Consider the following 21,876-nt stretch of genomic DNA (forward strand, 5'->3'; position numbering starts at 1 on the left):
TTGATGACGGAGACACAGGCGAAGTCGGGGAACAAGGGGACCTCGGCCACCCCGGTCGACGAGGAGGCCGCGCAGGGCGGTACACCAGCGACCGGCCGCGCGGCCGTGGGTCGGGCCACGGTCCCCGCCGACGCGCCTGCCCCGAAGTTCACCCGGGCCCCCGGCATGGCCCCGCCTCCCGACAAGCCCGGCGAGGACTCGGGGACAAGCGACGCCACCGAGACCAAGGTCGACGCGCCCACCTCGGCCGACGGCCTGGCCGCCCCGGCCGCGGCGAAGCCCGCCACGAGCACACCGCCGACCACGCCGACGGCGGCCGCCCGGCCGTCCCCCGGGACGACCGGCACCCAGCCGCGCATCGGCGCCGGTCTGGGCACCGCGCCCAAGCCGGCGCCCGACGCTGCCCGGCCCGCCGGCGGCACCCAGGCCCAGCAGCCCCAGGGCCGCCCCGCCAACGGCGGTGGCCTGCCGCCGGGGATCAGCGGCGCGGCGGCCGTCGGTGCCGCGCGCGTCGGTGAGGCGGTACGCGCCGCGCGTACCTCGGTCAGTTCGGCCGCGTCGCGCGGGCCGCGCCGGGCCCGGCTGAACCTCAAGCGGATCGACCCCTGGTCCGTGATGAAGTTCGCGTTCGCGGTCTCGGTCGTGCTCTTCATCGTCGTGGTCGTGGCGACCTCGGTGCTCTACCTCGCGCTCGACGCGATGGGCGTGTTCAAGAGCGTCAACGACAGCCTGACCGACCTGGTCAACGCCGGCGGCGGCTCGGGCGGCGGGGGCGGGTTCCGGATCACCGCCAAGGGCGTGATCCTGACCTCCGCGCTGATCGGCCTGGTCAACGTCGTGCTGTTCACCGCGCTGGCCACGCTGAGCGCGTTCGTCTACAACGTCTGCGCCGACCTGGTCGGCGGGATCGAGCTGACGCTCGCCGAGCGGGACTGAACCGGACGACGCCGGGGCGCCGCCGCGTAAAGCGGTCGCCCCGGCGTCGTGTCTCCGGGTAGGTTCCGTCATGGGCCCCCCGATTTGGGGGCGAAGAAGGCGATGGGTTAACCTTGCTCGTCGCTACGCGGGGCTATAGCTCAGTCGGTTAGAGCGCAGAGCTGATAACTCTGAGGTCGCTGGTTCGATTCCAGCTAGCCCCACCGCACACCGTCCGACGGTCGTCGAGCGCGAGGGGTCACGCCCATGTTCAAGAAGCTGCTGATCCTGGCCGGCATCGTCGGTGTGGCCGCCGTCGTGGCCAAGAAGGTCAAGGCCTCGAACGACGAGCGCGCCCTGTGGCACGAGGCCACCACCGCGCCCGACCTGCGCTGAGCTGACACCGGGCGGTTGCCGCCCGACACGGGGCCCTAGCTCAACTGGCAGAGCACTGCCTTTGCAAGGCAGGGGTTAGGGGTTCGAGTCCCCTGGGCTCCACCAGCACTTCCACCGGTTGATCTCGGTCCCGAGTGCAGCCATTCGTACAGCCAAGCGGTCACGCCGTCCCCTCCTCGCCGAGGACCCGGTCGATGGCCGAGGCAGCCTGACGAGCCCGCGCCGGCAGGACGTGCCCGTAGGTGTCGGCCGTCATCCGGATCGTGGAGTGCTCGAGCAGCTCCATCACCGTGGGCAGCTCCTCGCTTTCGTCGAGCAGGAACGTGGCGAACGCGTGCCGCAGGTCGTGCAGGTGCAGCCAGTCCAGACCGGCCGCCACGCGGAGCTGCTCGAAGTGCCGGTTGACGTTCCGCGGCTCCATCGCGGTGCCGATGGTGCTGGCGAAGACCAGGCCGAGATCCGACCACAGCTCCCCGGCCGCGAGCCGTTCCTTGGCCTGGCGTACCCGCTGCGATTCCAACGCCCGTACCGCGAGGGACGACAGCGGCAGCGGACGGCTCGACCGGTGCGTCTTCGGTGGCACGAACTCCAGCCCGCTATCTGTGCGCTGGAGCGTCTGCCGAACGAACAGCGCCTTCCCCGGCAGGTCGACATCCGACCAGCGCAGGCCCAACAGCCGCCCCGAACCCCGACCCTCCTCAGAGATGCCGCGGATCACCTCGCCGGGCACCACACGGGCTACCAGCCTCCCCGGACGGGGACAAGGTGGAGCGCCCTACCGGACGAACGACCTTGGCCCCGTCCGGGGAGGCTGGACGGTCTACGACTGCCCGACGAGGAGATCCGCTCAGCTACCGAGAGACCGCACCCCTGCGAGGAGCTGCCCGAATCGCTCTAGCGCCGCCTCGGCCTTGTCGAGCATCTTTTCTGCGTGAGTTGGGCCGAATCGTGCGGCGACTGCGCCAACGAACATTGCGTTACTGAAGGCGGTCGCCCAAGCATGTCCCGCCTCCGCTTGCCATGGATCGAGGGGACAACCTGCCACTTCCTCCCACGCCCGAAGATACGCGGAGAAGCCGCCTGACGACGCCTCGGCGGACAGGGCGACGTCTAGCATGATCGGGCCAACTCGCGCGCTTCCCCAGTCGATCAGTCGAGGCTGCGTACCCTCATCGTCTACAACGACAACGTTGTGTCCGTATACGTCGCCGTGTAAGAGCGCGGCGGGTAGCACGTGCAGCCCGACGTGGATGCGTTCGTCGCGGGACCATCGATGGAGCAGATCCAGGGCACGGTCGTGCACCGGATGGGGTTTTTCGCGCCGGGCATCGTGAATCCACGACGATGCGAAGTCCATCAACGCGTGGCGGCAGAAGCTCTCATCCACTCGAGGAAGATCTACGGGAAGCCTGCTCGAACGTCCGAGGTATCGGTGGTGCAACCGGGCCAAGCTCGCGAACACCACCTCCGGAACCTCCGCGTCCCACGGCAGCGTCGAGCCGGGATAGAACGGCGTCACCACCCACGGGCCGGAGCCATCAGTGCCAGCGTCAATCAGCTCCGGGAAGGCATCGGCGGCAGGTACCGTCGCGATCTCATGCAGGGCGATCACCTCGGCGGAAGATGCACGCTTTGCGACGACCTCGAACCGATCCCGCTCCCCGGTCGTCCGCACGGCGGTGACCTCGACCCGCTCGACAAGAGGTGAGTCCACGCCGCCGGCCAAGGGATGCCGCCGTCCGATCGCAATGGCGTCGAGATCAGTGGAGAGCCACCGGGCGAGGGCGACCTCCCGAACCGGAACGGTCAGGTTCGGCGGTGCCGTCATGGTGTCGGTGACCTTCCCTGGCTGCACAGCCAACCGTACAGCCACGCCAGCCGACAGGCACCGGTGAGGAGCGGCGGCATTCGACAGGCCGAGCAGATCAGCCGCACTGGCAGACGCCAGCCGACAGCGCTCCTGATCTTTGCAAGGCAAGGGGTTCGAGTCCCCTGGGCTCGACACAATTCTCTTATCTGCGGCTCTTGGCTGGACCGCAGTCGTCATGCGAACCAGTTGATCGAGGGTGCGAGTCTTTCCTGGCGAGCGAGCGATGATGCATGCATAATGAATGCATGGTTGCTCTCCAGATTCGGGACGTGCCGGAAGAAGTGCGAGACGCCCTGGCGGCCCAGGCCAGGGCGCGCGGGCAGTCACTCCAGGCATACCTGCTGGAACTGGTGGAGACGCAGGCTCGACGGCTGCGCAACACGGCGGCCCTTGATCGCTTCGCCGGCCGATCCGACGGTGCTCGCTCTCTGCCGGGGGAGAGCGCCGCAGAGTTGAACGACCAGCGGGAGCAGCGCGGATCGTGGGGAAGCGCCGCGTGATCGTCGTGGATGCGTCGGTTCTGGCCGACGCTCTGGTCGATGATGGCCCGGTCGGGGACGCGGCGCGGGCGGAACTGACCGGAGATCCGCACTGGGCCGCGCCGAGTCATCTTCTGGTCGAGGTCATGTCTGTGATCAGAGGCAAGGTCCTCGGCGGGAAGCTCGGCCTTGCCCGGGCTCAGGAGGCGATCGACACCCTGCCTTCGTTGGTCATCGACGAGGTTGGCGTCGCGATGCTGGTTGACCGGATGTGGCAGATGCGGGGCAATGTCACGGCGTACGACGCGGCTTACGTCGCGGCGGCGGAGTTGATGGCCTGCCCACTCGTGACCGGTGATGGTCGGCTCGCCAAGGCCAGCGGTATCCGCTGCGAGATCCGACTGCTTGCCGCGTCCTGACAGCGGCCGCCGGAGGATCATCGGCCAGACGCCCTTGGACCGGCCATCCTGAGTGGAAGCGGCTCACCGACAATCGTCGCACGGTGGTTCCTCGGGCCTGCCCGCACTTTCCCCGTTCGACCTGGAGTCCGAGTACAGTCAAGCGGTCATACCGGTCCCGGTCAGCGCTGGTCAGGGCGAGGGGGCAACGCACCTACAGTTCGTCCCGCTGACGTACTGTCGCCGGTCATGCCGCGAACCCCTCAGCCGCTGACAGCAACACCTCCGGCCGGCGGGGCACCGCCAATTTCGCCGCGCAGTCGGGTAGCCACTGGAATTCAGGCGTGTGAAGATCGCGCCGTGCTCACCTCGTCAGCATCGCCTCCGGTCGCCTTCCTGTGGGTCGCAGCGCTGTTCGGCATCGCTGTCGCAGCACTGGGGATCGGAACAATCGTCACGCGGCGTATCCCGTCGCTACTTCAAGGTCTTGCACGCCGGACGTCGCCACCGCAGCCGATGCGTAGAGGCGGCTGCTTGACTCTGGCAGGTGTCGCCATCGTCCTGAGAGTGTCAGCGTTGTTTCCGTCAATTCCGGATCCGGTCGCAGTGGCACTGACCGCAGCGGCTTCTGTCGCCATCGCGGCCTCTGCAGGCTGCCTGATCTTTGTGCGGCGCTGAAGCGAGGTCGCCTGGATCGACAACTCCAGCTCTGATGATCCGGGAGCCACGGGCCGAGGCGCCGCGACGAACCGTTGTGCTGTTCTGTCGACGGGCGTGCGGGGTCGCGACGGCGATGAGTCTCGCTCGGGTGTCCGGTCTGTACTGCCGGGAGCACCTGTCTCCCCGGCTCTCGCGAAGAGGGTCATGGCCGCTACGTACAGGAGGCAAGCGTGAAACTTCTTCTCACGTCCGCGGGCGTCATGAACCCGAGCATCCGCGATGCGCTGGTCGACCTGCTGGGCAAGCCGATCGCCGACTCCAGTGCCCTCTGCATCCCCACGGCGACGTATCCCATGGGCGGGCCGGCCTCGGCCTGGCGCTTCATCACCGGGCAGACGCCCCTACCCATGTGCGACCTGGGCTGGAAGTCGCTGGGCGTCCTCGAGCTGACAGCACTGCCCAGCATCGGTGACGAGCGGTGGGTCTCCTGGGTTCGGGAGGCCGATGTCATGCTCGTGGGCGGCGGTGATGCGACGTACCTGTGCCACTGGATGCGGCAGTCCGGGCTGGCCGATCTCCTGCCGTCGCTGCGGGACACCGTCTGGGTGGGGTTGAGTGCGGGGAGCATGGTGTTGACCCCCCGGATCGGCGCGGACTTCGTCGCATGGCAGTCCGCGCCCGACGACCGCACGCTGGGGGTCGTCGACTTCTCGATCTTCCCGCACCTGGGTCTCGAACCGGACAACACCATGGCTGGTGCGGAGAAGTGGGCGGCCGAGATCGGGGGGGCGGCGTACGCCATCGACGACCAGACGGCGATCAAGGTGGCCGACGGCACCGTCGAGGTCGTTTCCGAGGGGCACTGGAGGCAGTTCCCCGCGTAGCCGCTTCCTCGTCGCCGAGGTCCAGCATGAACGGCGATCCCGGACGAGTCGGCTGCCATCCGCGTCCGAGCGCCTGGCGTACGGCGGCGGCGACCGTCGAGGGCACCACCGTGGAGCCGGCGGCGTTCATCCAGTTGTCCGGTCGAGGGGACGCCACACGGACGACGAGGGCGGCGCAGCCAGGTGGGTCCGTCCGCTCGACGGCGAAGCTCAGCGGTGACCAGGCCAGGCCCTGGCCGTACGTCGGCTTCCGGCGGACCGACCAGCGATAGCTCTCGCCGTCGACGGCGATCGGCCTGACCGCGGCGAGGTCGACCACCGGAACGATCATGTCGCCCTCGTTGTATGCAAGCGGTGACTTGCCTATTGTGGTGGACGTGGGCGATCTCTTCCAGGCGCTGGCCGATCGCACCCGCCGCCTGATCCTCGACGAGCTGACCGAGCGCGACGGTCAGACCCTGTTCGAGATCTGCGGTCGGTTGGCGACGCGGCACCAGGTCGGCTCGTCCCGGCAGGCGATCTCGCAGCACCTCGACGTCCTGGAGACCGCCGGCCTGATCGTCACGCGGCGGCAGGGTCGCTACAAGTTCCACCACCTCGACACCCGCCCGCTGCGGTCCATCACCGAGCGATGGCTCAGGTCCGAACCCACCGAGGAGACGCCATGAGGATCAACCTGACGAGCGTGTACGTCGACGACCAGGAGAAGGCGCTGCGCTTCTACACCGACGTGCTCGGCTTCGTGAAGAAGACCGACGTGCCGACCGGGGAGCACCGCTGGCTGACGGTCGTCTCGCCCGAGGCCCCGGACGGCGTCGAGCTGCTGCTGGAGCCCGACGCGCACCCGGCCGCCAAGGCGTTCAAGGAGGCGCTGGCCGGCGACGGCATCCCGCTCACGCAGTTCGCGGTGGACGACGTCGCCGCCGAGCACGACCGGTTGCGCGGGCTCGGTGTGTTGTTCACGCAGGAGCCCGTCGACATGGGTCCGGTGGCCACCGCCGTGTTCGACGACACCTGCGGCAACCTGATCCAGATCGCGCAGTACAAGTAGCACTGGACACGGCCGGTCACCCTGACGGCATGACCCGGTGGCAGCGACCGTACTCACTGGACCTGGAGACCGCCGGCGCGCTTCTCGGCGTGCTGCTGACGGCCGGCGTCGGGGCGTTTCTCGTGGTCGGCGGCCTGTACGGAGTGGTCCCGGCGCCGGTGGCCGTGTTCGGTGCGGCCTGGCTCGCGCTCGGCCTCGTGGTCGGGGTCCGGCAGGCGATGCTGGGCGTCTACGTGAGCGACGTCGGCGTGCGCTCCCGTGCGATGTTCCGCACGACGACGGTGCCGTGGGCGTCGGTGGCGGAGATCCGCAGCGGCACGGGCTCGATGGCCGGGCTGGACATGGGTCGGCTGGCGATCGTCATCGACCGGGTCGACGGCGTGCCGGTGCAGACGCCGTTGCAGCGCGGCCACTTCCGGCTGTTCTCGTTCAACCCGGAGTTGGGCCGGCTGGCGACCTGGCCGGAGCACTACGACGAGATCCTCGCCACCCTGCGGGCGCACCACCGGGCGGCCCGGCCGGCGGGCCCGCCGGTCCGTCCGCCGTTCCCGACGGCGGAGACCGGGCCGGCCGGCTCACCCACGCTGAGCGCCGACCAGCGCCGGGACCTTCACGTGCTGACCCGCCAACACCAGCGGGGTGCGCTCACCGACGCCGAGTACGCCGCCGCGGTGGCGCGGCTGCGGGACGCCGGGTGAATCGTCAACCGAGTCGGGCGAGGAGGTCGCGGCTGCGGCCCACCACCTGCGCGGTCGCGTCGGCGTCGTACGACGGGAGGGAGCGGTCGGTGAACAGGTGCCGGTCGCCCGGGTAGACGTACAACTCGCCGCGCTCGGGGCCGACGATCGACACCAGCTCCCGAGCGGCGTCGACGTCACCCTCGAGGCCGAAGAACGGGTCCTGCTCCATGCCGTGCACCTGCACGGCCACGCCGTCGGGCCAGGGGCCGATCGCCCACTCGCCGGTCACCGGCAGGCAGGCCTCGTAGAGCAGGGCGGCCCGTGCGCCGGGCCGCGTCTGGGCGAGCCGCTGGGCGATGGCGGCACCCCAGGAGATGCCCGCGTAGACCAGGTCGGGGCGCAGGTCGGCGACGATCCGGTCGGCCCGCTGGTCGAGGACGTCGCCGCCGATCCGTTTGACCAGCGCCGAGCCGTCCTCCAGGGTCGCCGGCCGCTCGCCGTCGAAGAGGTCGGGGACGTGCACGGTGTGCCCGGCGGCACCGAGCGCGTCGGCGAGGGCGCGGACGCCGTCGGTGAGCCCCCGCAGGTGGTGGAAGAGGAGGATCTCGGCCATCCCTAGACTCCTGACTGTCGGACCAGAATCATCGAACGAACCAGAATCTTAGAACGGTCGAGAAATGTCGGTCAATCAGCGGATCCCGGACTACGACCTCGACGACCTGCTCGTGGTCACCGCCCCCGAGCAGTTGCGCGCGCTCGCCGACCCCCTGCGCGGCACCCTTCTGGAGCTGCTGCTGGAACGCGCGGCCACGGTGAACGAGCTGGCCCGTGCCGTGGACCGGCCCAAGAGCAGCGTGGCCTACCACGTGAACCAGCTGCTCGACGCGGGACTGCTGCGCGTGGTGCGCACCCGCCGGGTCCGGGCCATCGAGGAACGCTTCTACGGCCGGGTCGCCCGCACGTTCTACGTCGGCGCGCTCCACCGCGCCGAGGACAAGCAGGTCGTCGCCCGGATCAACGGACTGGCCGAAGCCGCGGCCGAGGCGGCCGCCGCGCACGCCGCCGACGAGCTGCGCTGCACGCTGGTGCACGCCCGCATCCCGATCGAGGACGTCCGCGAGTTCTGGGCGGAGGTGCAGGCGCTGGCCCGCAGATTCGCCCAGATCCCCCGCGCCGGCGACCAGGTGTACGGCTTCGCGGCCGGCCTGTACCCCACCGACGCGCCCAGCCTCCCCGACGCCGCCGACGAGCGGGACTGATCCGGCCGGGGTCCCGCCGGGTCGGCCTCCGGCGCAGGCTAGCGTCGGAGCGTGAGCACCGGAACCCCGCGCGTCCTGCCGGCCGACAGTGGCATCGACGAGGCCGCCGCCGTGCTGCGCGCCGGCGGGCTGGTCGCCTTCCCCACCGAGACCGTCTACGGGCTGGGCGCGAACGCGCTGGACGCCCGCGCCGCCGCGCGGATCTTCGAAGCGAAGGCCCGGCCCAGCTTCGACCCGCTGATCAGCCACCTGGCCGACGCCGCCGACCTGACCGCCCTGGTCGGTGCGGTGCCGGCGGCCGTGGCCGCGCTGGCGGACCGGTTCTGGCCCGGCCCGCTCACCCTCATCGTGGACCGGCCGGCGGCGATCCCGCCGATCGTCACCTCCGGCCTGGAGACCATGGCCGTGCGGGTGCCCGACGAACCGGCCGCCCGGGCGCTGATCGCCGCCGCCGGCGTGCCGGTGGCCGCCCCGAGCGCCAACCGGTTCGGCCAGCTCAGCCCCACCCGGGCCGAGCACGTCGTGGCCGGGCTGGGCGGCGCCGTGGACGTGGTGCTCGACGGCGGACCCACTCGGTGCGGGATCGAGTCGACCATCGTGGACGCGCGCGGCGACCGGCCGGTGGTGCTGCGGCTGGGCGCGCTGCCGGTCGAGGCGCTGGTCGAGGCGGTCGGGCCGGTCGACGTCCGCCTCGGCAGTTCCGGCCAGCCCGTCGCGCCCGGGACGCTGGCCGCGCACTACGCCCCGCGTACCCCGTTGCGGTTGGGCGCGGCGGGCGAGCCCGACGGCGGCCGGCGCGGGTTCCTGGCGTTCCGGGAGCCACCGGCGGAGGGTGACTGGGCGGCGGTGGAGGTGCTGTCACCGGACGGTGACCTCACCGCGGCGGCGGCGCGTCTCTTCGACGCGCTGCACCGGCTCGACGCGGCCGGGGTGACCGAGATCGTGGCCGAGCCGGTGCCCGACGAAGGGGTCGGGCGGGCCGTCAACGACCGGTTGCGCCGGGCCGCCGCCACCTGGCACTGAGGGTCAGGACGAGCCGGGCTGCGGCAGGCGGTCCACCAGCCGGGTCAGCGCGCCGTTGGCGAACGTCGCGCCCAACGCCGAGCCGGTGGCGATGGTCCAGCCCACCGGGCCCAGCGGCGTACACCCGAAGAACTGGCTGACCCCCGGCGTCTGCACCACCACGACCAGCACCCCGACGGACGCGGCGGTGGCCGCCAGCACGGTCGGGCTGGTGCCGCCGGCCAGCACGGTCTGGCCGAGCTGGGTGCCGATCAGCGAGGCGAGCGCGACGGTGCCGGCCCGGCGTCGGGTGCCGGTCCACCGGGCGATCGTCCAGCCCGCCGTCGCGCCCAGCGTGGTCGCCGCCGCCCGGAGCCCGATCTCCCGGGTCATGGTGGCGCCGAGCGAGGAGTCCGGTCCCTCGCGCAGCAGATGGTCGGCGCGGTCGTCGGCCGGCGGCCGGACCGCGATGGCGAGCGCCGGCGCGAGGTCGGTGAGCAGGTTGACCAGCAGCAGTTGGCGTCCGGTCAGGGCGGACCGGCCGGTCGACGCGGCGGTCAGCACACTGAACGCGATCTCGCCGAGGTTGCCGCCGACCAGGATGCTGAGCGCGTGGCGGACCGAAGACCACATCGCCCGTCCCTCGACCAGCGTGGCGATGATCGTCTCCAGCCGGTCGTCGGTCACCACCAGGTCGGCGGCCGCCCGGGCGGCCGGGGTGCCCCGCTGACCGAGGGCGATCCCCACGTCGGCGAGGCGGATCGCCGGGGCGTCGTTGGCGCCGTCGCCGGTCATCGCCACCGTCCGGCCCCGGCGCTGCAACGCCTGGATGATGCGGACCTTGTGCGCGGGCGTGCACCGGGCCACCACGTCGGTGGCCATCAGCCGCTCCGCCAGCGCGGCGTCGTCGAGCCGGTCCAGGTCGGTGGCGGTCACCACCCGCTGCTGCCCGTGGTCCGGGCTGATGGTGGCCGCGATCGCCTCGGCGGTCGCCGGATGGTCACCGGTGATCATGACGGTGTGCACGCCGGCCGCGCGGATCCGTTCCACCGACGGCCGGGCGCTCTCCCGCACCCCGTCGGCGAGCGTCAGGAAGCCCACGAACACCAGCCCGTCGACCTGCTCGTCGCTGACCGAGTCGGTGGACACGGGACACTCCGCGACGGCGAGGATGCGGTGCCCGGCGCCGGCCCGGGCGGCCAGCATGGCCTGCACCTCGTCCCGGCCGGCCGCGTCCAACGGGCGGTCGCCCCCGGCGGTACGCCGGGACGCGCAGCGCGGCAGCACCGACTCGGGCGCGCCCTTCACACTCAGCAGCAGGCCGTCGGCGGTCCGCCCGACCGTGGCGCTGTAGCCCCGCGACGGCTCGAACGGCAGCCCGCCCGTCGCGGTCCAGCCCGCCGCGCCGGTCTGCTCGGCCACCCCGGCCGCGTTCGCGCCCCGGCGTACCGCCCGGTCGGTCTGCTGCGGCAACTCGTCCGGGTCGGCGGCGAAGGGGGTGGCACGCAGCGCGGCCGCCAGCGTCGCCCGCAGCGGCTCGTCGAGCCGGTCCGCCGGGCCGTACCGGTCGTCGCCGGTGCCCACGCCGGCCAGCAGCAACTTCCCCTCGGTGAGGGTGCCGGTCTTGTCGAAGCAGAGCACGTCCACCCGGCCCAGCGCCTCGATGGTGCGCGGGTTGCGTACCAGGGCACCGTGCTCGGCCAGCCGTCGCGCCGCCGCCAGCTGCGCGGCGCTGACCAGGAACGGCAGCCCCTCCGGCACCGACGCCACGGCCAGGTTCGCGGCGGTCGCCGCCGTCTCGGCCAGGGGTACGCCCCGGAGCAGCCCCGCCCCGGCCACCGCGATCGCCGAGCCGGCAGCCAGCGGCACGGCGCTGCTGGTCAACCTGCCGAGCCGCGCCTCCACCCCACTGGTCGGCGGGGCCTCCCGGGCCATCGCCATGCTCCGCCCGGCCTCGGTCTCCGCGCCGGTGGCCACCACCACGGCGGTGCCGTGCCCGGCGGCGACCGTGGTGCCCTCGAAGAGCATCGAGTGCCGCTCCGCGATCGCGGCGGCGACCACCGGCTCCGGGCTCTTCGCCACCGGCAGGGACTCGCCGGTCAGTGACGACTCGTCGGACTCCAACCCGTCGCTGGTCAGCACCCGGCAGTCGGCCGGTACGGCATCCCCGGAGCTGACGCTGACCACGTCGCCGGGCACCAGCTCCTCGGCGGGCACCACCCGTTCCACGCCGTCCCGCAGCACCCGGGCGGTGACCGCGGAGCGGGACAGTAGCTCGGCCAGCGACCGTTCGGTGTTCCGCTGGTGCACGGCGCCGACCAGCGCGGAGCCGCCCACCAGGCCGCCGACCAGTGCCGCGTCGACGAGCGAGCCGAACGCGGCGGAGAGCACCGCCCCGGCGGCCAGCACCGGGGTGAGCGGGTTGGACAGTTCGTCGACGAACGCGCGGAGCAGGCCGGCCGGTCCGTTCCCGGCCCCGCCCGCCGGGCCGCGGCGGCGGGTCGCCTCCTCGTCGGTCAGCCCGGTCGGGTGGGTGCCGAGCTGGTCGAGGACCGTCTCCACCGGCATCAGGTGCCACGCGGTGAGCACGGGCACCGGCGCGCCGGTCCGGTCCGGCAGGCGGTGCGCCCGGAAGACCCCGTGCGCGAAGGCGGCCGCGGCGGCCCCGTTCACCGCCGCCATCGTCCGACCGGGCAGCTGCCGGGGGGCTGCGGTGAACGCGCCGAGCGCGCCGAGTCCGCTGCCGGCCATGGCGATCCTGAGGTTCTGCCCGGTCATCCGGCGAGCGACCCCGGCCGCGTCGATCAGCAGGGCGGGGATGCGCAGGTCGTCGCCGACGAGCAGGTGCGCGCCCCACGGGGGCAGGTCGTCCGGCGCGGCGACGCCGAGCCCGCAGTCGGCGGCCGCGAGAGCCGACCGCTCGCCCGAGACCACCATCACCACGGCACCCTCCCGTTGCAGGTCACGGACCGCTTCGGCCAGCCGTGACCCACCCGGTACGCGGCGGTCGGCGAAGTCGTACCGGCCGTCCTCGGCGCCGGCGACCACGAGGCGTAGGCCGGCCTGGCGGGCGGCGGACGCCAGCGCGTCCACCCCGGGTGCGGGTTCCGGCTCGACCCGGAGCACAGCGGCGAGCCGGCCGCCCCGGGCCAGCCCGAGCAGCCGTCCCCCGTCGGCGCGCAGCCACCCACTGTCCGGGGTGTCCCCGGGGTCCTCCGCGTCGATCCGGTCCAGCGGCCCGATCCGCCAGTCGTCGACGTCCCGTACGGCGTCCGGTTCGGCCGGGTCGAACAGCGCGAACGCCCGGGCGGCGACCTGCCCGGTGTCGGCGCCGGCCAGCGGCGCCAGGTCGGCCAGCACCCCACGGTCGGAGCCGAGGACGGCCGCGTCCAGCACGACGGTGTCGATCCGGTCCAGCTCCCGCAGCACGCTGCGGTCCATCGCGATCACGCCCCGGCGGGCGAGCATCCGGCCGAGCTGGGCCGCGTACCCCTCACGGCCGCTGCCCGGGGCCTTCGGCAACGAGGAGAGCGCCAGCGCGGCGGCCCGTTTGCCGCCGGCCACCGGGATGGCGGCGGCCCCGGCCACCGCGCCGGCCGCCAGCATCCGCTTGATGTAACGCTCGGCCTGGCCGTCCGGGACCGGGCAGGGCCGTTCCCCGTCCGGCACCCGGGCGACAGCCCGCTCCGGGTCGCCGGTCAGCGCCGGTTCGGCCCGGCTCCACGCGGCGAGCTGGGCCCGCGCCTCGCCCCACTGCACCACCCGCTGCGCGCCGTCGAGCACGATGCCGGCCCAACCGCCGGTGAGGCCCTGCACCACCGCCTCGGCGAGCGGGAAGAGCACCTCGGCGCGGGGGTCGGCCCGCAGGCCCCGGCCGGCCAACGCGTGCAGCTTCGGGTGCAGGTCGACAGCGGTGAGCAGGCCCGCCACCTCGCCGGGGACCGGAGTGAACGGCAGGATCCGGGTGGCCGCGGAGATGGTCAGGCCGAGCGCGTCGGAAGCCAGCGCGCCGAGCGTACGAGGGGTTCGCGGCCCCTCCTCGGGCGGGTGCGGCGGCGGGATCTCCGGGTCCGGCTCGTAGGGGCACGCCCGCTCGGCGCGCGCCACGGTCGCGATCAGGTCGCGCAGCTTCGGCGCCGGTCCGCCGGTCGCCACCACCACCCGGCCGGAGGGCGCGTTCACCCGCGCCCAGGTCACCCCCGGCACCGCCTCCAGCGCCGCCTCGACCTGCCGGGCCAACCGGTCTCCGCCGTCCTGACAGACGCCGTGCACCTCGATGTGGTGCCGGCCGTCCCGTGACCAGACGCGGCGTCGGGTCAGCCCGGCCAGGCGGGCCAACCGGCTGGCCGCCGTACCCATGCTTCCGGCCGCCTGCGCGACGGCCGGCGGCACGGGTGGGCCGGGCAGGGCCGACCCGACGGTACGCGCGACCCGCGCCATGGCGTCCGGTACGGCGGCCGGCGACAGCAGGAGACCGGCGATCCCGTACGCCATGTCGCCTCCCGGTCTCGTCCCGGCGGCCCGACTTCCCGGCGCGGCGTCCGTTATGCCCCTCGGGTGGGGGAAGTTTCCCTGCTGCCCGGGGCATGGACGCCGGGGGCGGTGGAATGCCGGTCGGGTCGATGCCGTCGCAACCGGGGAGGCAGGGATGAGCACGCTGACACGACACCTGAGCGGATCGCGGGAGATGGTCAGGGCCTACTGCCGCCGGGTGGAGGTTCCGCTGCTGGGCGAGGTGGCCGTGCCTCCGCCGGACAAGCTGGCCTACTACGCGGGCATCGGTGTGCTGGCCGCGTTGCAGGTCATCGAGTGGCCGCTCGCGTTGGTGATCACGGCCGGCCACGTGCTGGCCGACCAGCACTTCTCCGGGCTGGTGAAGGGCGTGGGCGAGGCGCTGGAGACCGCCTGACGAGACCGGGCACACAGTTGACCTCAACCGGGGTTGAGGTCCCAGGCTGGTGCCCATGACGACCGCCACCGCCGCACCGGCAAGCGACCCGCTCGATCTGTGGTCGCCGCGCCTGCGGGCCATGACCGTGGGCATCGTCGCCCTGGTGTCGCTGCTCGCGTTCGAGGCCCTCGCGGTGGGCACCGCCATGCCGACGGTGGCGCGCAGCCTGGACGGGCTCGGCCTGTACGCGCTGGCGTTCGGCGGTCCGTTCGCCTCCGGCGTGGTGGCGATGGTCGTCTCCGGCATCTGGTGCGACGCGCGCGGGCCACGCCCGGCGATGTGGCACGGGGTGGCCTGGTTCGTCGCCGGGCTGGCGGTGGCGGGTGCCGCCACGACCATGGGGACGCTCGTCGCCGGGCGGGTCGTGCAGGGCTTCGGCTCCGGGCTGCTCTCCGTGGCGCTCTACGTGATCGTCGGGCAGGCGTACCCGGAGGGGTTGCGGCGGCGGATCTTCGCGGCCTTCGCGGCGGCCTGGGTGGTGCCGTCGCTGGTCGGGCCGGCGGTGGCCGGGCTGATCGTCGAACACCTGGGCTGGCGCTGGGTGTTCCTCGCGGTGCCGGCGATCGCGGTGCCGGCGGTGCTGCTGGTCCAGCCGGGCCTGCGCGCACTGGCCGCACGGGTGCCGACCAGGCCGCCGACCGGCGCGCTGGCGCGGATCGGCTGGGCCTGCGGGGCGGGGGCGAGCGCCGCACTGCTGCACCACGGGGGGCAGCAGCGCGGCGTGCTCGCGGCCGGCCTGGTCGGTGCGGCGCTGGCCGGGCTGCTCGTTTCCGTGCCGCGCCTGCTGCCGGCGGGCTTCCTGCGGGCGGCGCGTGGACTGCCGACGGTGATCGGGCTGCGCGGATTGGCCTCGGCGGCGTTCGCCGGCGCGGAGGTCGTGATCCCGCTGATGCTCTCCCGCGAGCGCGGGTTCTCGCCCACCGGCGCCGGGCTGGTGCTGACCGTCGGCGCGCTCTCCTGGTCGGTGGGGTCGTGGATCCAGGGCCGGATCCCCGCACCCCGCTCGGCGGCGAGCCTGCCCCGGGCCGGCCTGGCCTGCATCGCCGTCGGCACGGCCGGCGTCACGCTGGCCCTGCTGCCGGGCGTGCCGGTCGCGCCTGCGGTGCTCGCCTGGTCGGTCGCCGGACTCGGCATGGGCCTGCTCTATCCCTCGCTGTCCGTGCTCACCCTGGAGTTGTCCGCCCCGGCCGAGCAGGGCCGGAACAGTTCGGCGCTGCAACTGGGGGACTCGCTGGCCGCGGCCACCGTGCTGGCGCTGACCGGCGCGGTGCTGGCCGCCGGCTCGTCGCCCGGCCCGGCGAGCTACGCGAGCACGCTGGCCGTCGCGGCCGGCTGCGGACTGCTCGGCCTGCTGCTCGCCGGCCGGGTCGTTCCCCGCACGGCCGCCTGACCGCCCCGCCCGTGCGGCTTCCCGCCCCCCGCCCGGTTCCGACCCTGCCGTCTCCGGGCTCTGAACCAGCGGCCTCCGGTCTCTGAACCTGCCGTGCCCAGGGTTCCGGCCCTGCCGTGCCCGCCGACTCCCGGTTCGGGCCTGCCCGGAACCCGAAAGGTGGCCCACCCTTTCCGCCGGTCCGGCGCGGACACGCTCCGTGACGCCCCGGCGAACGCTATCCACCTGTAGGCGTTATACCGCTACGTCATATTCATGACCCAGTGGTATATCCCCTCTCCGAGGAACCACGCTCCGCTCCGGTGATCAAGGAGTTTGCGTCAGATGCCGGGCCTCGCTTGACGGAAACTCCTTGGTCAACCGGGGGAGGGTCCGGGGATTGAGGCGGGCGCCGTGCGGACCGATCCGGGCCAGGGTGGTCGTCGGGTGGCGCAGGATCGGATGGGAGGCACCGGTTGCCCGGACCGGGCGGCGGTGGCCCGTCGGGCTGTCACGATCAGGGACGCCGCCTCGTCCCATCGCCGGGCCGGAGTGGATCGGCTGCGGACGGCCAGCCGTCACGCGGCGTCAACAGTCACGTGGAGCGCGGGCGTGAACGTGATCCGCGGAGCGTGGGTCAGCTGCGGGGCGCGCGGGCGTGAACGTGTTCCGCGGAGCGTGGGTCAGCTGCGCGGCGCGCGGGCGTGAACGCGCTGCGTGGGGCGGGGGGCGTAGACAGCGTTGCGTGAGGCGTGGACAGGGTTGGCGGCGCGTGGACGGAAAGCGCGCGGGCGTGTGTGGACCAGGGCGAGAAGGAGTGGCGATGCGGGTGCTGGTGACCGGGGCGACCGGACGGCTCGGGCAGGTGGCGGTACCGCGGCTGCGGGACGAGGGTTTCCTCGTCCGGGCGGTGAGCCGCCGGCCGCGTGACGGCGCCGGTGTCGAGTGGGTGACTGCCGACCTCGGCACCGGCGCGGGGCTCGCGGAGGCGGTCGACGGGATGGATGCCGTGCTGCACCTGGCCTCGTCGCCGAACCGGCGTACCCACGAGATCGACGTGCTCGGCACCCGCAGGTTGACCGTGGCCGCCGGGCACGCCGGGGTGCGCCACCTGGTGTACGTCTCGATCGTCGGCGTGGACCGGGTGCCGCTCGGCTACTACCGGCACAAGCTGGCGGCCGAGCAGGTGGTGGCCGCCGGCCCGGTGCCGTGGAGCGTGCTGCGGGCGACGCAGTTCCCCGGGTTCCTGGCGGACCTGCTGCGCGGCGCGAGCCGGCTCGGCCCGGTGCTCGGGGACCCGGCAGTGCTCGCCCAGCCGGTCGATCCCGGCGAGGTCGCGGACCGACTCGCGGTGCTGCTGCTCGCCGGACCGTCCCACCGCACCGAGGACTTCGGTGGGCCGGAGGTGCTCCGCTTCGACGAGGCGGCCCGGGCCTGGTTGGCCGCCCGCGGATCGCGTCGTCCGTTGGTTCCGCTGCGGATTCCCGGGCGGCTCGGCCGGGAACTGCGTGCCGGCGGCCTCACCACGTCCGCCGGCCCGACCGGTGTGCGGACCTGGGCCGACCATCTCGCCGACACGTACGGGGGAACCGGCGGAAGGTGAGACCTGGTCGGTTCCGGACCGACCTACCGTGACCGCATGCTGGTCTTCGTCGCCACCGTCGTGCTCTACGTCTTCGGCTTCGTCTTCCTCTACGGCGTGATCCGGGTCGGTGTCCGGCACGGCATCGAGGACGCCGAGGCGAACCGACCCGAGGTGCTGCGCCGGCGGCAGCTCGGCGCCACCGAGAACCGCGACTTCGCCCAGGAGAACGCGTTCCTCACCAACCCCAACTGAGGCGCGGGGCCGGGCCCCCGGGCTCATCGGATCCGGGAGTGGACGGGGTCCCGCTCACCAGGCGGGCCGACGAGCGGATGGCCGGCGCGGGTGCGAGGATCGCAACCGTGATGGGGACGTTGAAGACCGAGCCGGCCCGGGCGCGGCTGGACCTGCTGGCTGCTCCGGTCGCCGCGGCGGTGGAGCGGTGGCCGGACGAGGCTCCGGTGGACGTGGACGAGGTGCTGGTCGCCCCGATCGACGCCGAGCTGGCCGACACGGCGGCCTTCTGCGAGGCGTACGAGGTGGGGTTGGAGGAGTCGGCCAACTGCGTGGTGGTCGCCGGCAAGCGGGGCGGCGAGACGCGATACGCGGCGTGCATCGTGCTCGCGACCACCCGGGCGGACGTCAACGGCGTGGTCCGTCGGCTGCTCGACGTCCGCAAGGCGAGCTTCGCGCCGATGGCCGAGGCGGTGGAGCTGACCGGCATGGAGTACGGCGGGATCACGCCGATCGGGTTGCCCGAGGAGTGGCCGATCCTGGTCGACTCGCGGGTGATCGCCACGCCCCACGTGATCATCGGATCGGGCGTACGGCACAGCAAGATCGCCCTGCCCGGGCCGGCGCTCGGCGCCCTGCCCGGGGCGAGGGTGGTGGAGGACCTGGCCAGGCCGGCCTAGGGCCTCATCCGCATCGATCTTGTTCCACGTGAAACATCACCCGTCCGCTTCGCGCTGCGCCACCTCACGCAGCGCGGCGAGCAGCGTTTCCGGCTCCTGGGCGCCGGTCACCGCGTACTTCCCGGCGAGCACGAAGGTCGGCACGCTGGAGACGCCGAGCTGGTGTGCGCTGCTCAGGTCGGCGGCCACCTCGCGGCGGCCGAGGTTGGACTCGAGGTAGCGCCGGGCCTCGGTCTCGTCCAGGCCGACCTCGCCGGCCAGCGTGACCAGCGTGTCGACCGACCCGACGTCCAGGCCGTCGAGGAAGTGCGCCCGGTAGAGCCGCTCGACCGTCTCGGCGGCGCGGCCGTGCTCGGTGGCGAAGCGGACCAGCCGGTGCGCGTCGAACGTGTTCGCCGCGATCGCGCGGTCGAACCGCAGATCGAGGCCGGCGCCGGCGGCGACCTTGGAGACGTGGGCGGCCATGCCCTCGGCCTTGTCCCGGCCGCCGAACTTGTCACCCAGCGCGGCGAGCAGCGGCGTCGGCTCGGTGACCGGCGTCGGGTCGAGCTGGAACGGCCGGTACCGGACGGTCACCTCGCCGTCGTACGACTCCAGGGCCTGTTCGAGCCGGCGCTTGCCGATCCAGCACCACGGGCAGACGACGTCGGCGTAGATCTCGATCTCCATGACCAGCGACAACCCGCCGGTCAGGAGATCTGTTCCCGCACCTGGCGCTTGAGCCGGGCCAGGATGGCGGTGCCGCCGCGTACCCGGAGCGGGCTGATCGCCTGGGCCAGTCCCATCCGCTGGTAGAGGTCGTCCGGGACGGCCAGCACCTCCTCGGCGCTCGCCCCGGCCAGCCCTTCGGCGAGGATGCCGGCGAAGGCGCGCGTGGTGGGCGCCTCCGGAGGGCAGTCGAAGAGCGTGCTCACCGTCTTGTCCGCGTTGACTTCGGCGCGCAGGAAGAACGACGTCTGGCACTCGGGGACCTGCTCCAGCTCGGCCCGGTCCACGCCTTCGGGCAGGGGCGGGATCACGTCGGCGAACTCCAGCAGCATCTCCAGCACGACGTCACGCGGTGCGGCGGCGAACTCGTCGACGATCTCGGCCAGCTTGGTCGGCATCTCGGGCATGGGTCGAGGCTATCCGCCGCGTCGGGCGCGAGCGGGTGGGGTGTTAAGAGGGGGCCCCTCCTCTACCGGAGGCGTTAAGAAGGGGCCCCTCCTTTCACAGGTTCGGGGCTGCTTCGCTGATGTCGCTGAGTGCCGACCGGGGGTCGAGCTGCATGGCCAGGTCGCCGAGGGAGACGATGCCGACCAGCTTCCGGTCGCTGTCACAGACCAGCACCCGCCGGATGTTGCGCTCGCGCATCAGCGCCGCCGCCTCGTTCGCCGTGCAGTGCTGCTCGATCATGACGACCTCACGGGTGATGATCGACCCGATCGTGGTGGTGCCCGGGTCGGCACGCTCGGCCACCGCCCGCACCACGATGTCCCGGTCGGTCAGCATGCCCGCGAGGGTGGCGCCGTCGGTCACCACCACGTCGCCGATGTCCGACTCCTTCATCACCCGGGCCGCCTCGTCCAGCGGGGTTTCCGCCGGCAGGTAGACCACCTGTCTGGTCATCACATCACTGACGCGGTACATGAGAGCCTCCGAAAAACGCCTCGGTCGATCCTTCTGCGGTACCCGGTGGCGCGTTCGCTACACCCGGTCGCGGCGCGTCGCGCCCACCTCGTCGCGCAGCCGCTCGACGAGCGCCTCCACCGGCAGCTCGGTCCGCTCGCCGGTGGCCCGGTCGCGCAGCTCGACGTACCCGTCGGCGAGGCGGCGGCCGACCACGACGGCGCGCGGGATGCCGATCAGCTCGGCGTCGGTGAACTTCACCCCGGCGGAGACGTGGGTGCGGTCGTCGACCAGCACCCGCAGGCCGGCGGCGGCCAGCCGCCCGCCGAGGTCGAGCGCCGCGTCGAGCTGCGGCCCCTTCCCGGCGGCCACCAGGTGTACGTCGCAGGGCGCGACCGCGGCCGGCCAGACCAGCCCCCGGTCGTCGTGGTGCTGCTCGGCCACGGCGGCGACCGCCCGGGACACCCCGATGCCGTAGCAGCCCATGGTCGGCCGGACCGGCTTGCCCTCGGGCCCGAGCACGTCGACGGCGAAGGCATCGGTGAACCGCCGGCCGAGCTGGAAGATGTGCCCCACCTCGATGCCCCGCCGCGTGGTCAGCTCACCGTCCGGGCAGGCCGGGCAGGGGTCACCCGGGCGCACCTCGGCCGCTTCGATCGTGCCGTCGGGGACGAAGTCACGCCCGCATACCACGTCGGTGGCGTGCCGCCCCGGCTCGTTGGCCCCGGTCAGCCAGGTGGAGCCGGTCACCACCCGGGGGTCGACCAGGTAGCGGATGCCGTGCTTGGCCAGGATCTGCGGCCCGAGGTAGCCACGGACCAGCTCCGGGTGCGCGGACCAGTCGTCGAAGACCGCCACGGTGGCGGGGTGCAACACCGCCTCGACCCGCTTCAGGTCGACGTCGCGGTCCCCGGGGAGGCCGACGACCAGCAGTTCGGTCTCTTCGGCGCCGGGGCGGCGGACGGTCAGCACCACGTTCTTCAACGTGTCGGCGGCGGTCCAGCCGCTGCGGCCGCCGAGCGCCCGGGTGTTCGCCAGGTCGACCAGGGACGCGATGGTCGGTGTCTCCGGGGTGTCGTGCACCTCCGCGGCGCGGTGCGCGTCCGGGTCGCCGGCCGCCGGGGCACGGGTCACCACGGCCTCGGTGTTGGCCGCGTAGTCGCAGGCCGTGCAGCCGACGTAGGTGTCCTCACCGACCGGCGTGGCGGCCAGGAACTCCTCTGACGCGGAGCCGCCCATCGCCCCGGACGTCGCGGCCACCACCGTGACGTCCAGCCCGAGCCGGGTGAAGACGCGCCGGTAGGCCTCCCGGTGCCGGTCGTAGGCCGCCTGGAGTCCGACGGGGTCCAGGTCGAAGGAGTAGGCGTCCTTCATCAGGAACTCGCGTCCGCGCAGCACGCCGGCCCGGGGCCGGGCCTCGTCCCGGAACTTCGTCTGGATCTGGAACAGCGTCACCGGGAAGTCCCGGTAGGAGGTGAACAGGTCCTTCACCAGCAGCGCGGCCATCTCCTCGTGGGTCGGCGCGAGCAGGTGCTCGGCGCCCTTCCGGTCGGCGAGCGTGAAGAGCAGGTCCCCGTACTCCGTCCAGCGGCCGCTGGTGCGATACGGCTCGGCCGGGAGTAGCGCCGGGAAGTGCACCTCCTGGTCACCGATCGCCGTCATCTCGTCCCGGACGATCGCGGTGATCCGGTCCAGCACCAGCTTGCCCAGCGGCAGCCAGGTGTAGCCGCCGGGCGCGGCCCGGCGCACGTAGCCGGCGCGGAGCAGCAGCCGGTGGCTCGGCACCTCGGCGTCGGCCGGGTCCTCGCGCAGGGTCCGGAGCAGCAGGGTCGACATGCGCAGCAGCATTGGCGCAGCG

23 protein-coding genes and 2 tRNA genes are annotated in these 21,876 nt (G+C 73.0%); 17 read left to right on the top strand and 8 right to left on the bottom strand.

Annotation, left to right across the window (positions count from 1 at the left end):
* The first annotated feature begins 3 nt into the window (after positions 1 to 3).
* From ACN27B_RS09690 to ACN27B_RS09705, 4 genes are all read left to right on the top strand, one after another.
* A complete protein-coding gene (locus ACN27B_RS09690) occupies positions 4 to 936 on the top strand; it encodes a DUF3566 domain-containing protein (RefSeq protein WP_099163183.1) in 933 nt (310 codons plus the stop codon).
* Between the two features lie 129 nt (positions 937 to 1,065).
* A tRNA-Ile gene (locus ACN27B_RS09695) sits at positions 1,066 to 1,139 on the top strand.
* A gap of 43 nt (positions 1,140 to 1,182) precedes the next feature.
* Positions 1,183 to 1,311 (top strand): DLW-39 family protein, encoded by a 129-nt coding sequence (locus ACN27B_RS09700; protein WP_013283222.1) that lies wholly within the window; start codon positions 1,183 to 1,185, stop codon positions 1,309 to 1,311.
* Between the two features lie 29 nt (positions 1,312 to 1,340).
* Positions 1,341 to 1,416, top strand: a tRNA-Ala gene (locus tag ACN27B_RS09705).
* 55 nt (positions 1,417 to 1,471) lie between these two features.
* Here the strand turns inward: ACN27B_RS09705 and ACN27B_RS09710 are convergent.
* Complete coding sequence (locus tag ACN27B_RS09710) at positions 1,472 to 2,041, bottom strand: site-specific integrase (RefSeq protein WP_422744545.1); 570 nt, start codon at positions 2,039 to 2,041, stop codon at positions 1,472 to 1,474.
* A gap of 117 nt (positions 2,042 to 2,158) precedes the next feature.
* Positions 2,159 to 3,139, bottom strand: a complete 981-nt coding sequence (locus tag ACN27B_RS09715) for a phosphotransferase family protein (RefSeq protein ID WP_422744547.1) — start codon at positions 3,137 to 3,139, stop codon at positions 2,159 to 2,161.
* Positions 3,140 to 3,426: 287 nt separating this feature from the next.
* Here ACN27B_RS09715 and ACN27B_RS09720 point away from each other — a divergent pair, with 287 nt between their 5' ends.
* The 6 genes from ACN27B_RS09720 to ACN27B_RS09745 all read left to right on the top strand — a co-directional run bounded on the left by ACN27B_RS09720 (position 3,427) and on the right by ACN27B_RS09745 (position 7,351).
* Positions 3,427 to 3,681, top strand: a complete 255-nt coding sequence (locus tag ACN27B_RS09720) for a FitA-like ribbon-helix-helix domain-containing protein (RefSeq protein ID WP_018788540.1) — start codon at positions 3,427 to 3,429, stop codon at positions 3,679 to 3,681.
* The gene (locus ACN27B_RS09725) at positions 3,663 to 4,079 is read left to right on the top strand and encodes a type II toxin-antitoxin system VapC family toxin (RefSeq protein WP_422744549.1); all 417 of its coding nucleotides are present in this window, start codon (positions 3,663 to 3,665) and stop codon (positions 4,077 to 4,079) included. Before ACN27B_RS09720 ends, ACN27B_RS09725 begins: the two co-directional genes overlap by 19 nt.
* A gap of 869 nt (positions 4,080 to 4,948) precedes the next feature.
* On the top strand, positions 4,949 to 5,602 hold the full coding sequence (locus ACN27B_RS09730) for a Type 1 glutamine amidotransferase-like domain-containing protein (protein WP_422744551.1): 654 nt from the start codon (positions 4,949 to 4,951) through the stop codon (positions 5,600 to 5,602).
* A 329-nt stretch (positions 5,603 to 5,931) separates the two neighbouring features.
* Positions 5,932 to 6,270, top strand: a complete 339-nt coding sequence (locus tag ACN27B_RS09735; protein ID WP_281589067.1) for an ArsR/SmtB family transcription factor — start codon at positions 5,932 to 5,934, stop codon at positions 6,268 to 6,270.
* Positions 6,267 to 6,653, top strand: coding sequence for a VOC family protein (locus tag ACN27B_RS09740; protein ID WP_098744247.1), 387 nt, complete (start codon positions 6,267 to 6,269; stop codon positions 6,651 to 6,653). The genes ACN27B_RS09735 and ACN27B_RS09740 overlap by 4 nt, the downstream gene beginning before the upstream one ends.
* A gap of 29 nt (positions 6,654 to 6,682) precedes the next feature.
* Positions 6,683 to 7,351, top strand: coding sequence for a PH domain-containing protein (locus ACN27B_RS09745; RefSeq protein WP_422744554.1), 669 nt, complete (start codon positions 6,683 to 6,685; stop codon positions 7,349 to 7,351).
* Positions 7,352 to 7,355: 4 nt separating this feature from the next.
* Here ACN27B_RS09745 and ACN27B_RS09750 read toward each other — a convergent pair whose 3' ends face one another.
* Positions 7,356 to 7,946 carry a dienelactone hydrolase family protein gene (locus ACN27B_RS09750; protein WP_422744556.1) on the bottom strand — a complete coding sequence of 197 codons (591 nt, stop codon included), beginning with the start codon at positions 7,944 to 7,946 and terminating at the stop codon, positions 7,356 to 7,358.
* A 64-nt stretch (positions 7,947 to 8,010) separates the two neighbouring features.
* On the opposite strand from ACN27B_RS09750, the gene ACN27B_RS09755 reads away from it, so the two are divergent.
* Positions 8,011 to 8,592: a winged helix-turn-helix domain-containing protein gene (locus tag ACN27B_RS09755; protein WP_099163178.1), complete on the top strand. Its 582-nt coding sequence runs from the start codon at positions 8,011 to 8,013 to the stop codon at positions 8,590 to 8,592.
* A 75-nt stretch (positions 8,593 to 8,667) separates the two neighbouring features.
* Positions 8,668 to 9,615: an L-threonylcarbamoyladenylate synthase gene (locus tag ACN27B_RS09760; protein WP_396825026.1), complete on the top strand. Its 948-nt coding sequence runs from the start codon at positions 8,668 to 8,670 to the stop codon at positions 9,613 to 9,615.
* Between the two features lie 3 nt (positions 9,616 to 9,618).
* Here ACN27B_RS09760 and ACN27B_RS09765 read toward each other — a convergent pair whose 3' ends face one another.
* The gene (locus tag ACN27B_RS09765; protein ID WP_422745889.1) at positions 9,619 to 14,034 is read right to left on the bottom strand and encodes an HAD-IC family P-type ATPase; all 4,416 of its coding nucleotides are present in this window, start codon (positions 14,032 to 14,034) and stop codon (positions 9,619 to 9,621) included.
* A gap of 208 nt (positions 14,035 to 14,242) precedes the next feature.
* Here ACN27B_RS09765 and ACN27B_RS09770 point away from each other — a divergent pair, with 208 nt between their 5' ends.
* From ACN27B_RS09770 to ACN27B_RS09790, 5 genes are all read left to right on the top strand, one after another.
* Positions 14,243 to 14,503: a hypothetical protein gene (locus tag ACN27B_RS09770; RefSeq protein WP_091567565.1), complete on the top strand. Its 261-nt coding sequence runs from the start codon at positions 14,243 to 14,245 to the stop codon at positions 14,501 to 14,503.
* A 55-nt stretch (positions 14,504 to 14,558) separates the two neighbouring features.
* Positions 14,559 to 15,935, top strand: coding sequence for an MFS transporter (locus ACN27B_RS09775; RefSeq protein WP_091567561.1), 1,377 nt, complete (start codon positions 14,559 to 14,561; stop codon positions 15,933 to 15,935).
* 802 nt (positions 15,936 to 16,737) lie between these two features.
* On the top strand, positions 16,738 to 17,517 hold the full coding sequence (locus ACN27B_RS09780; RefSeq protein ID WP_099164854.1) for an SDR family oxidoreductase: 780 nt from the start codon (positions 16,738 to 16,740) through the stop codon (positions 17,515 to 17,517).
* 36 nt (positions 17,518 to 17,553) lie between these two features.
* Entirely contained in the window at positions 17,554 to 17,751 is a 198-nt protein-coding gene (locus ACN27B_RS09785) for a hypothetical protein (RefSeq protein ID WP_091567555.1), read from the top strand.
* A 110-nt stretch (positions 17,752 to 17,861) separates the two neighbouring features.
* A complete protein-coding gene (locus ACN27B_RS09790; RefSeq protein WP_091567552.1) occupies positions 17,862 to 18,410 on the top strand; it encodes a YbaK/EbsC family protein in 549 nt (182 codons plus the stop codon).
* Positions 18,411 to 18,446: 36 nt separating this feature from the next.
* Here ACN27B_RS09790 and ACN27B_RS09795 read toward each other — a convergent pair whose 3' ends face one another.
* The 4 genes from ACN27B_RS09795 to ACN27B_RS09810 form a co-directional block, all read right to left on the bottom strand.
* Positions 18,447 to 19,079 (bottom strand): DsbA family oxidoreductase, encoded by a 633-nt coding sequence (locus ACN27B_RS09795; RefSeq protein ID WP_422744560.1) that lies wholly within the window; start codon positions 19,077 to 19,079, stop codon positions 18,447 to 18,449.
* 20 nt (positions 19,080 to 19,099) lie between these two features.
* Positions 19,100 to 19,525 carry a SufE family protein gene (locus ACN27B_RS09800; RefSeq protein ID WP_099163175.1) on the bottom strand — a complete coding sequence of 142 codons (426 nt, stop codon included), beginning with the start codon at positions 19,523 to 19,525 and terminating at the stop codon, positions 19,100 to 19,102.
* Between the two features lie 94 nt (positions 19,526 to 19,619).
* Positions 19,620 to 20,039, bottom strand: a complete 420-nt coding sequence (locus ACN27B_RS09805; RefSeq protein ID WP_098744237.1) for a CBS domain-containing protein — start codon at positions 20,037 to 20,039, stop codon at positions 19,620 to 19,622.
* Between the two features lie 57 nt (positions 20,040 to 20,096).
* Entirely contained in the window at positions 20,097 to 21,866 is a 1,770-nt protein-coding gene (locus tag ACN27B_RS09810; protein ID WP_422744563.1) for a proline--tRNA ligase, read from the bottom strand.
* Positions 21,867 to 21,876 lie beyond the last annotated feature (10 nt).

This window comes from Micromonospora sp. WMMD754 (genome assembly GCF_049315235.1).
GTDB lineage: Bacteria > Actinomycetota > Actinomycetes > Mycobacteriales > Micromonosporaceae > Micromonospora > Micromonospora sediminicola.

Bases quoted from the DNA above. Each gene is read 5' to 3' on its own strand.
- ACN27B_RS09690 (WP_099163183.1), top strand. From the start codon at position 4: ATGACGGAGACACAGGCGAAGTCGGGGAACAAGGGGACCTCGGCCACC.
- ACN27B_RS09700 (WP_013283222.1), top strand. From the start codon at position 1,183: ATGTTCAAGAAGCTGCTGATCCTGGCCGGCATCGTCGGTGTGGCCGCC.
- ACN27B_RS09715 (WP_422744547.1), bottom strand. From the start codon at position 3,139: ATGACGGCACCGCCGAACCTGACCGTTCCGGTTCGGGAGGTCGCCCTC.
- ACN27B_RS09720 (WP_018788540.1), top strand. From the start codon at position 3,427: ATGGTTGCTCTCCAGATTCGGGACGTGCCGGAAGAAGTGCGAGACGCC.
- ACN27B_RS09735 (WP_281589067.1), top strand. From the start codon at position 5,932: ATGTCGCCCTCGTTGTATGCAAGCGGTGACTTGCCTATTGTGGTGGAC.
- ACN27B_RS09740 (WP_098744247.1), top strand. From the start codon at position 6,267: ATGAGGATCAACCTGACGAGCGTGTACGTCGACGACCAGGAGAAGGCG.
- ACN27B_RS09745 (WP_422744554.1), top strand. From the start codon at position 6,683: ATGACCCGGTGGCAGCGACCGTACTCACTGGACCTGGAGACCGCCGGC.
- ACN27B_RS09750 (WP_422744556.1), bottom strand. From the start codon at position 7,946: ATGGCCGAGATCCTCCTCTTCCACCACCTGCGGGGGCTCACCGACGGC.
- ACN27B_RS09755 (WP_099163178.1), top strand. From the start codon at position 8,011: ATGTCGGTCAATCAGCGGATCCCGGACTACGACCTCGACGACCTGCTC.
- ACN27B_RS09765 (WP_422745889.1), bottom strand. From the start codon at position 14,034: ATGGCGCGGGTCGCGCGTACCGTCGGGTCGGCCCTGCCCGGCCCACCC.
- ACN27B_RS09770 (WP_091567565.1), top strand. From the start codon at position 14,243: ATGAGCACGCTGACACGACACCTGAGCGGATCGCGGGAGATGGTCAGG.
- ACN27B_RS09775 (WP_091567561.1), top strand. From the start codon at position 14,559: ATGACGACCGCCACCGCCGCACCGGCAAGCGACCCGCTCGATCTGTGG.
- ACN27B_RS09780 (WP_099164854.1), top strand. From the start codon at position 16,738: ATGCGGGTGCTGGTGACCGGGGCGACCGGACGGCTCGGGCAGGTGGCG.
- ACN27B_RS09785 (WP_091567555.1), top strand. From the start codon at position 17,554: ATGCTGGTCTTCGTCGCCACCGTCGTGCTCTACGTCTTCGGCTTCGTC.
- ACN27B_RS09790 (WP_091567552.1), top strand. From the start codon at position 17,862: ATGGGGACGTTGAAGACCGAGCCGGCCCGGGCGCGGCTGGACCTGCTG.
- ACN27B_RS09795 (WP_422744560.1), bottom strand. From the start codon at position 19,079: ATGGAGATCGAGATCTACGCCGACGTCGTCTGCCCGTGGTGCTGGATC.
- ACN27B_RS09800 (WP_099163175.1), bottom strand. From the start codon at position 19,525: ATGCCCGAGATGCCGACCAAGCTGGCCGAGATCGTCGACGAGTTCGCC.
- ACN27B_RS09805 (WP_098744237.1), bottom strand. From the start codon at position 20,039: ATGTACCGCGTCAGTGATGTGATGACCAGACAGGTGGTCTACCTGCCG.
- ACN27B_RS09810 (WP_422744563.1), bottom strand. From the start codon at position 21,866: ATGCTGCTGCGCATGTCGACCCTGCTGCTCCGGACCCTGCGCGAGGAC.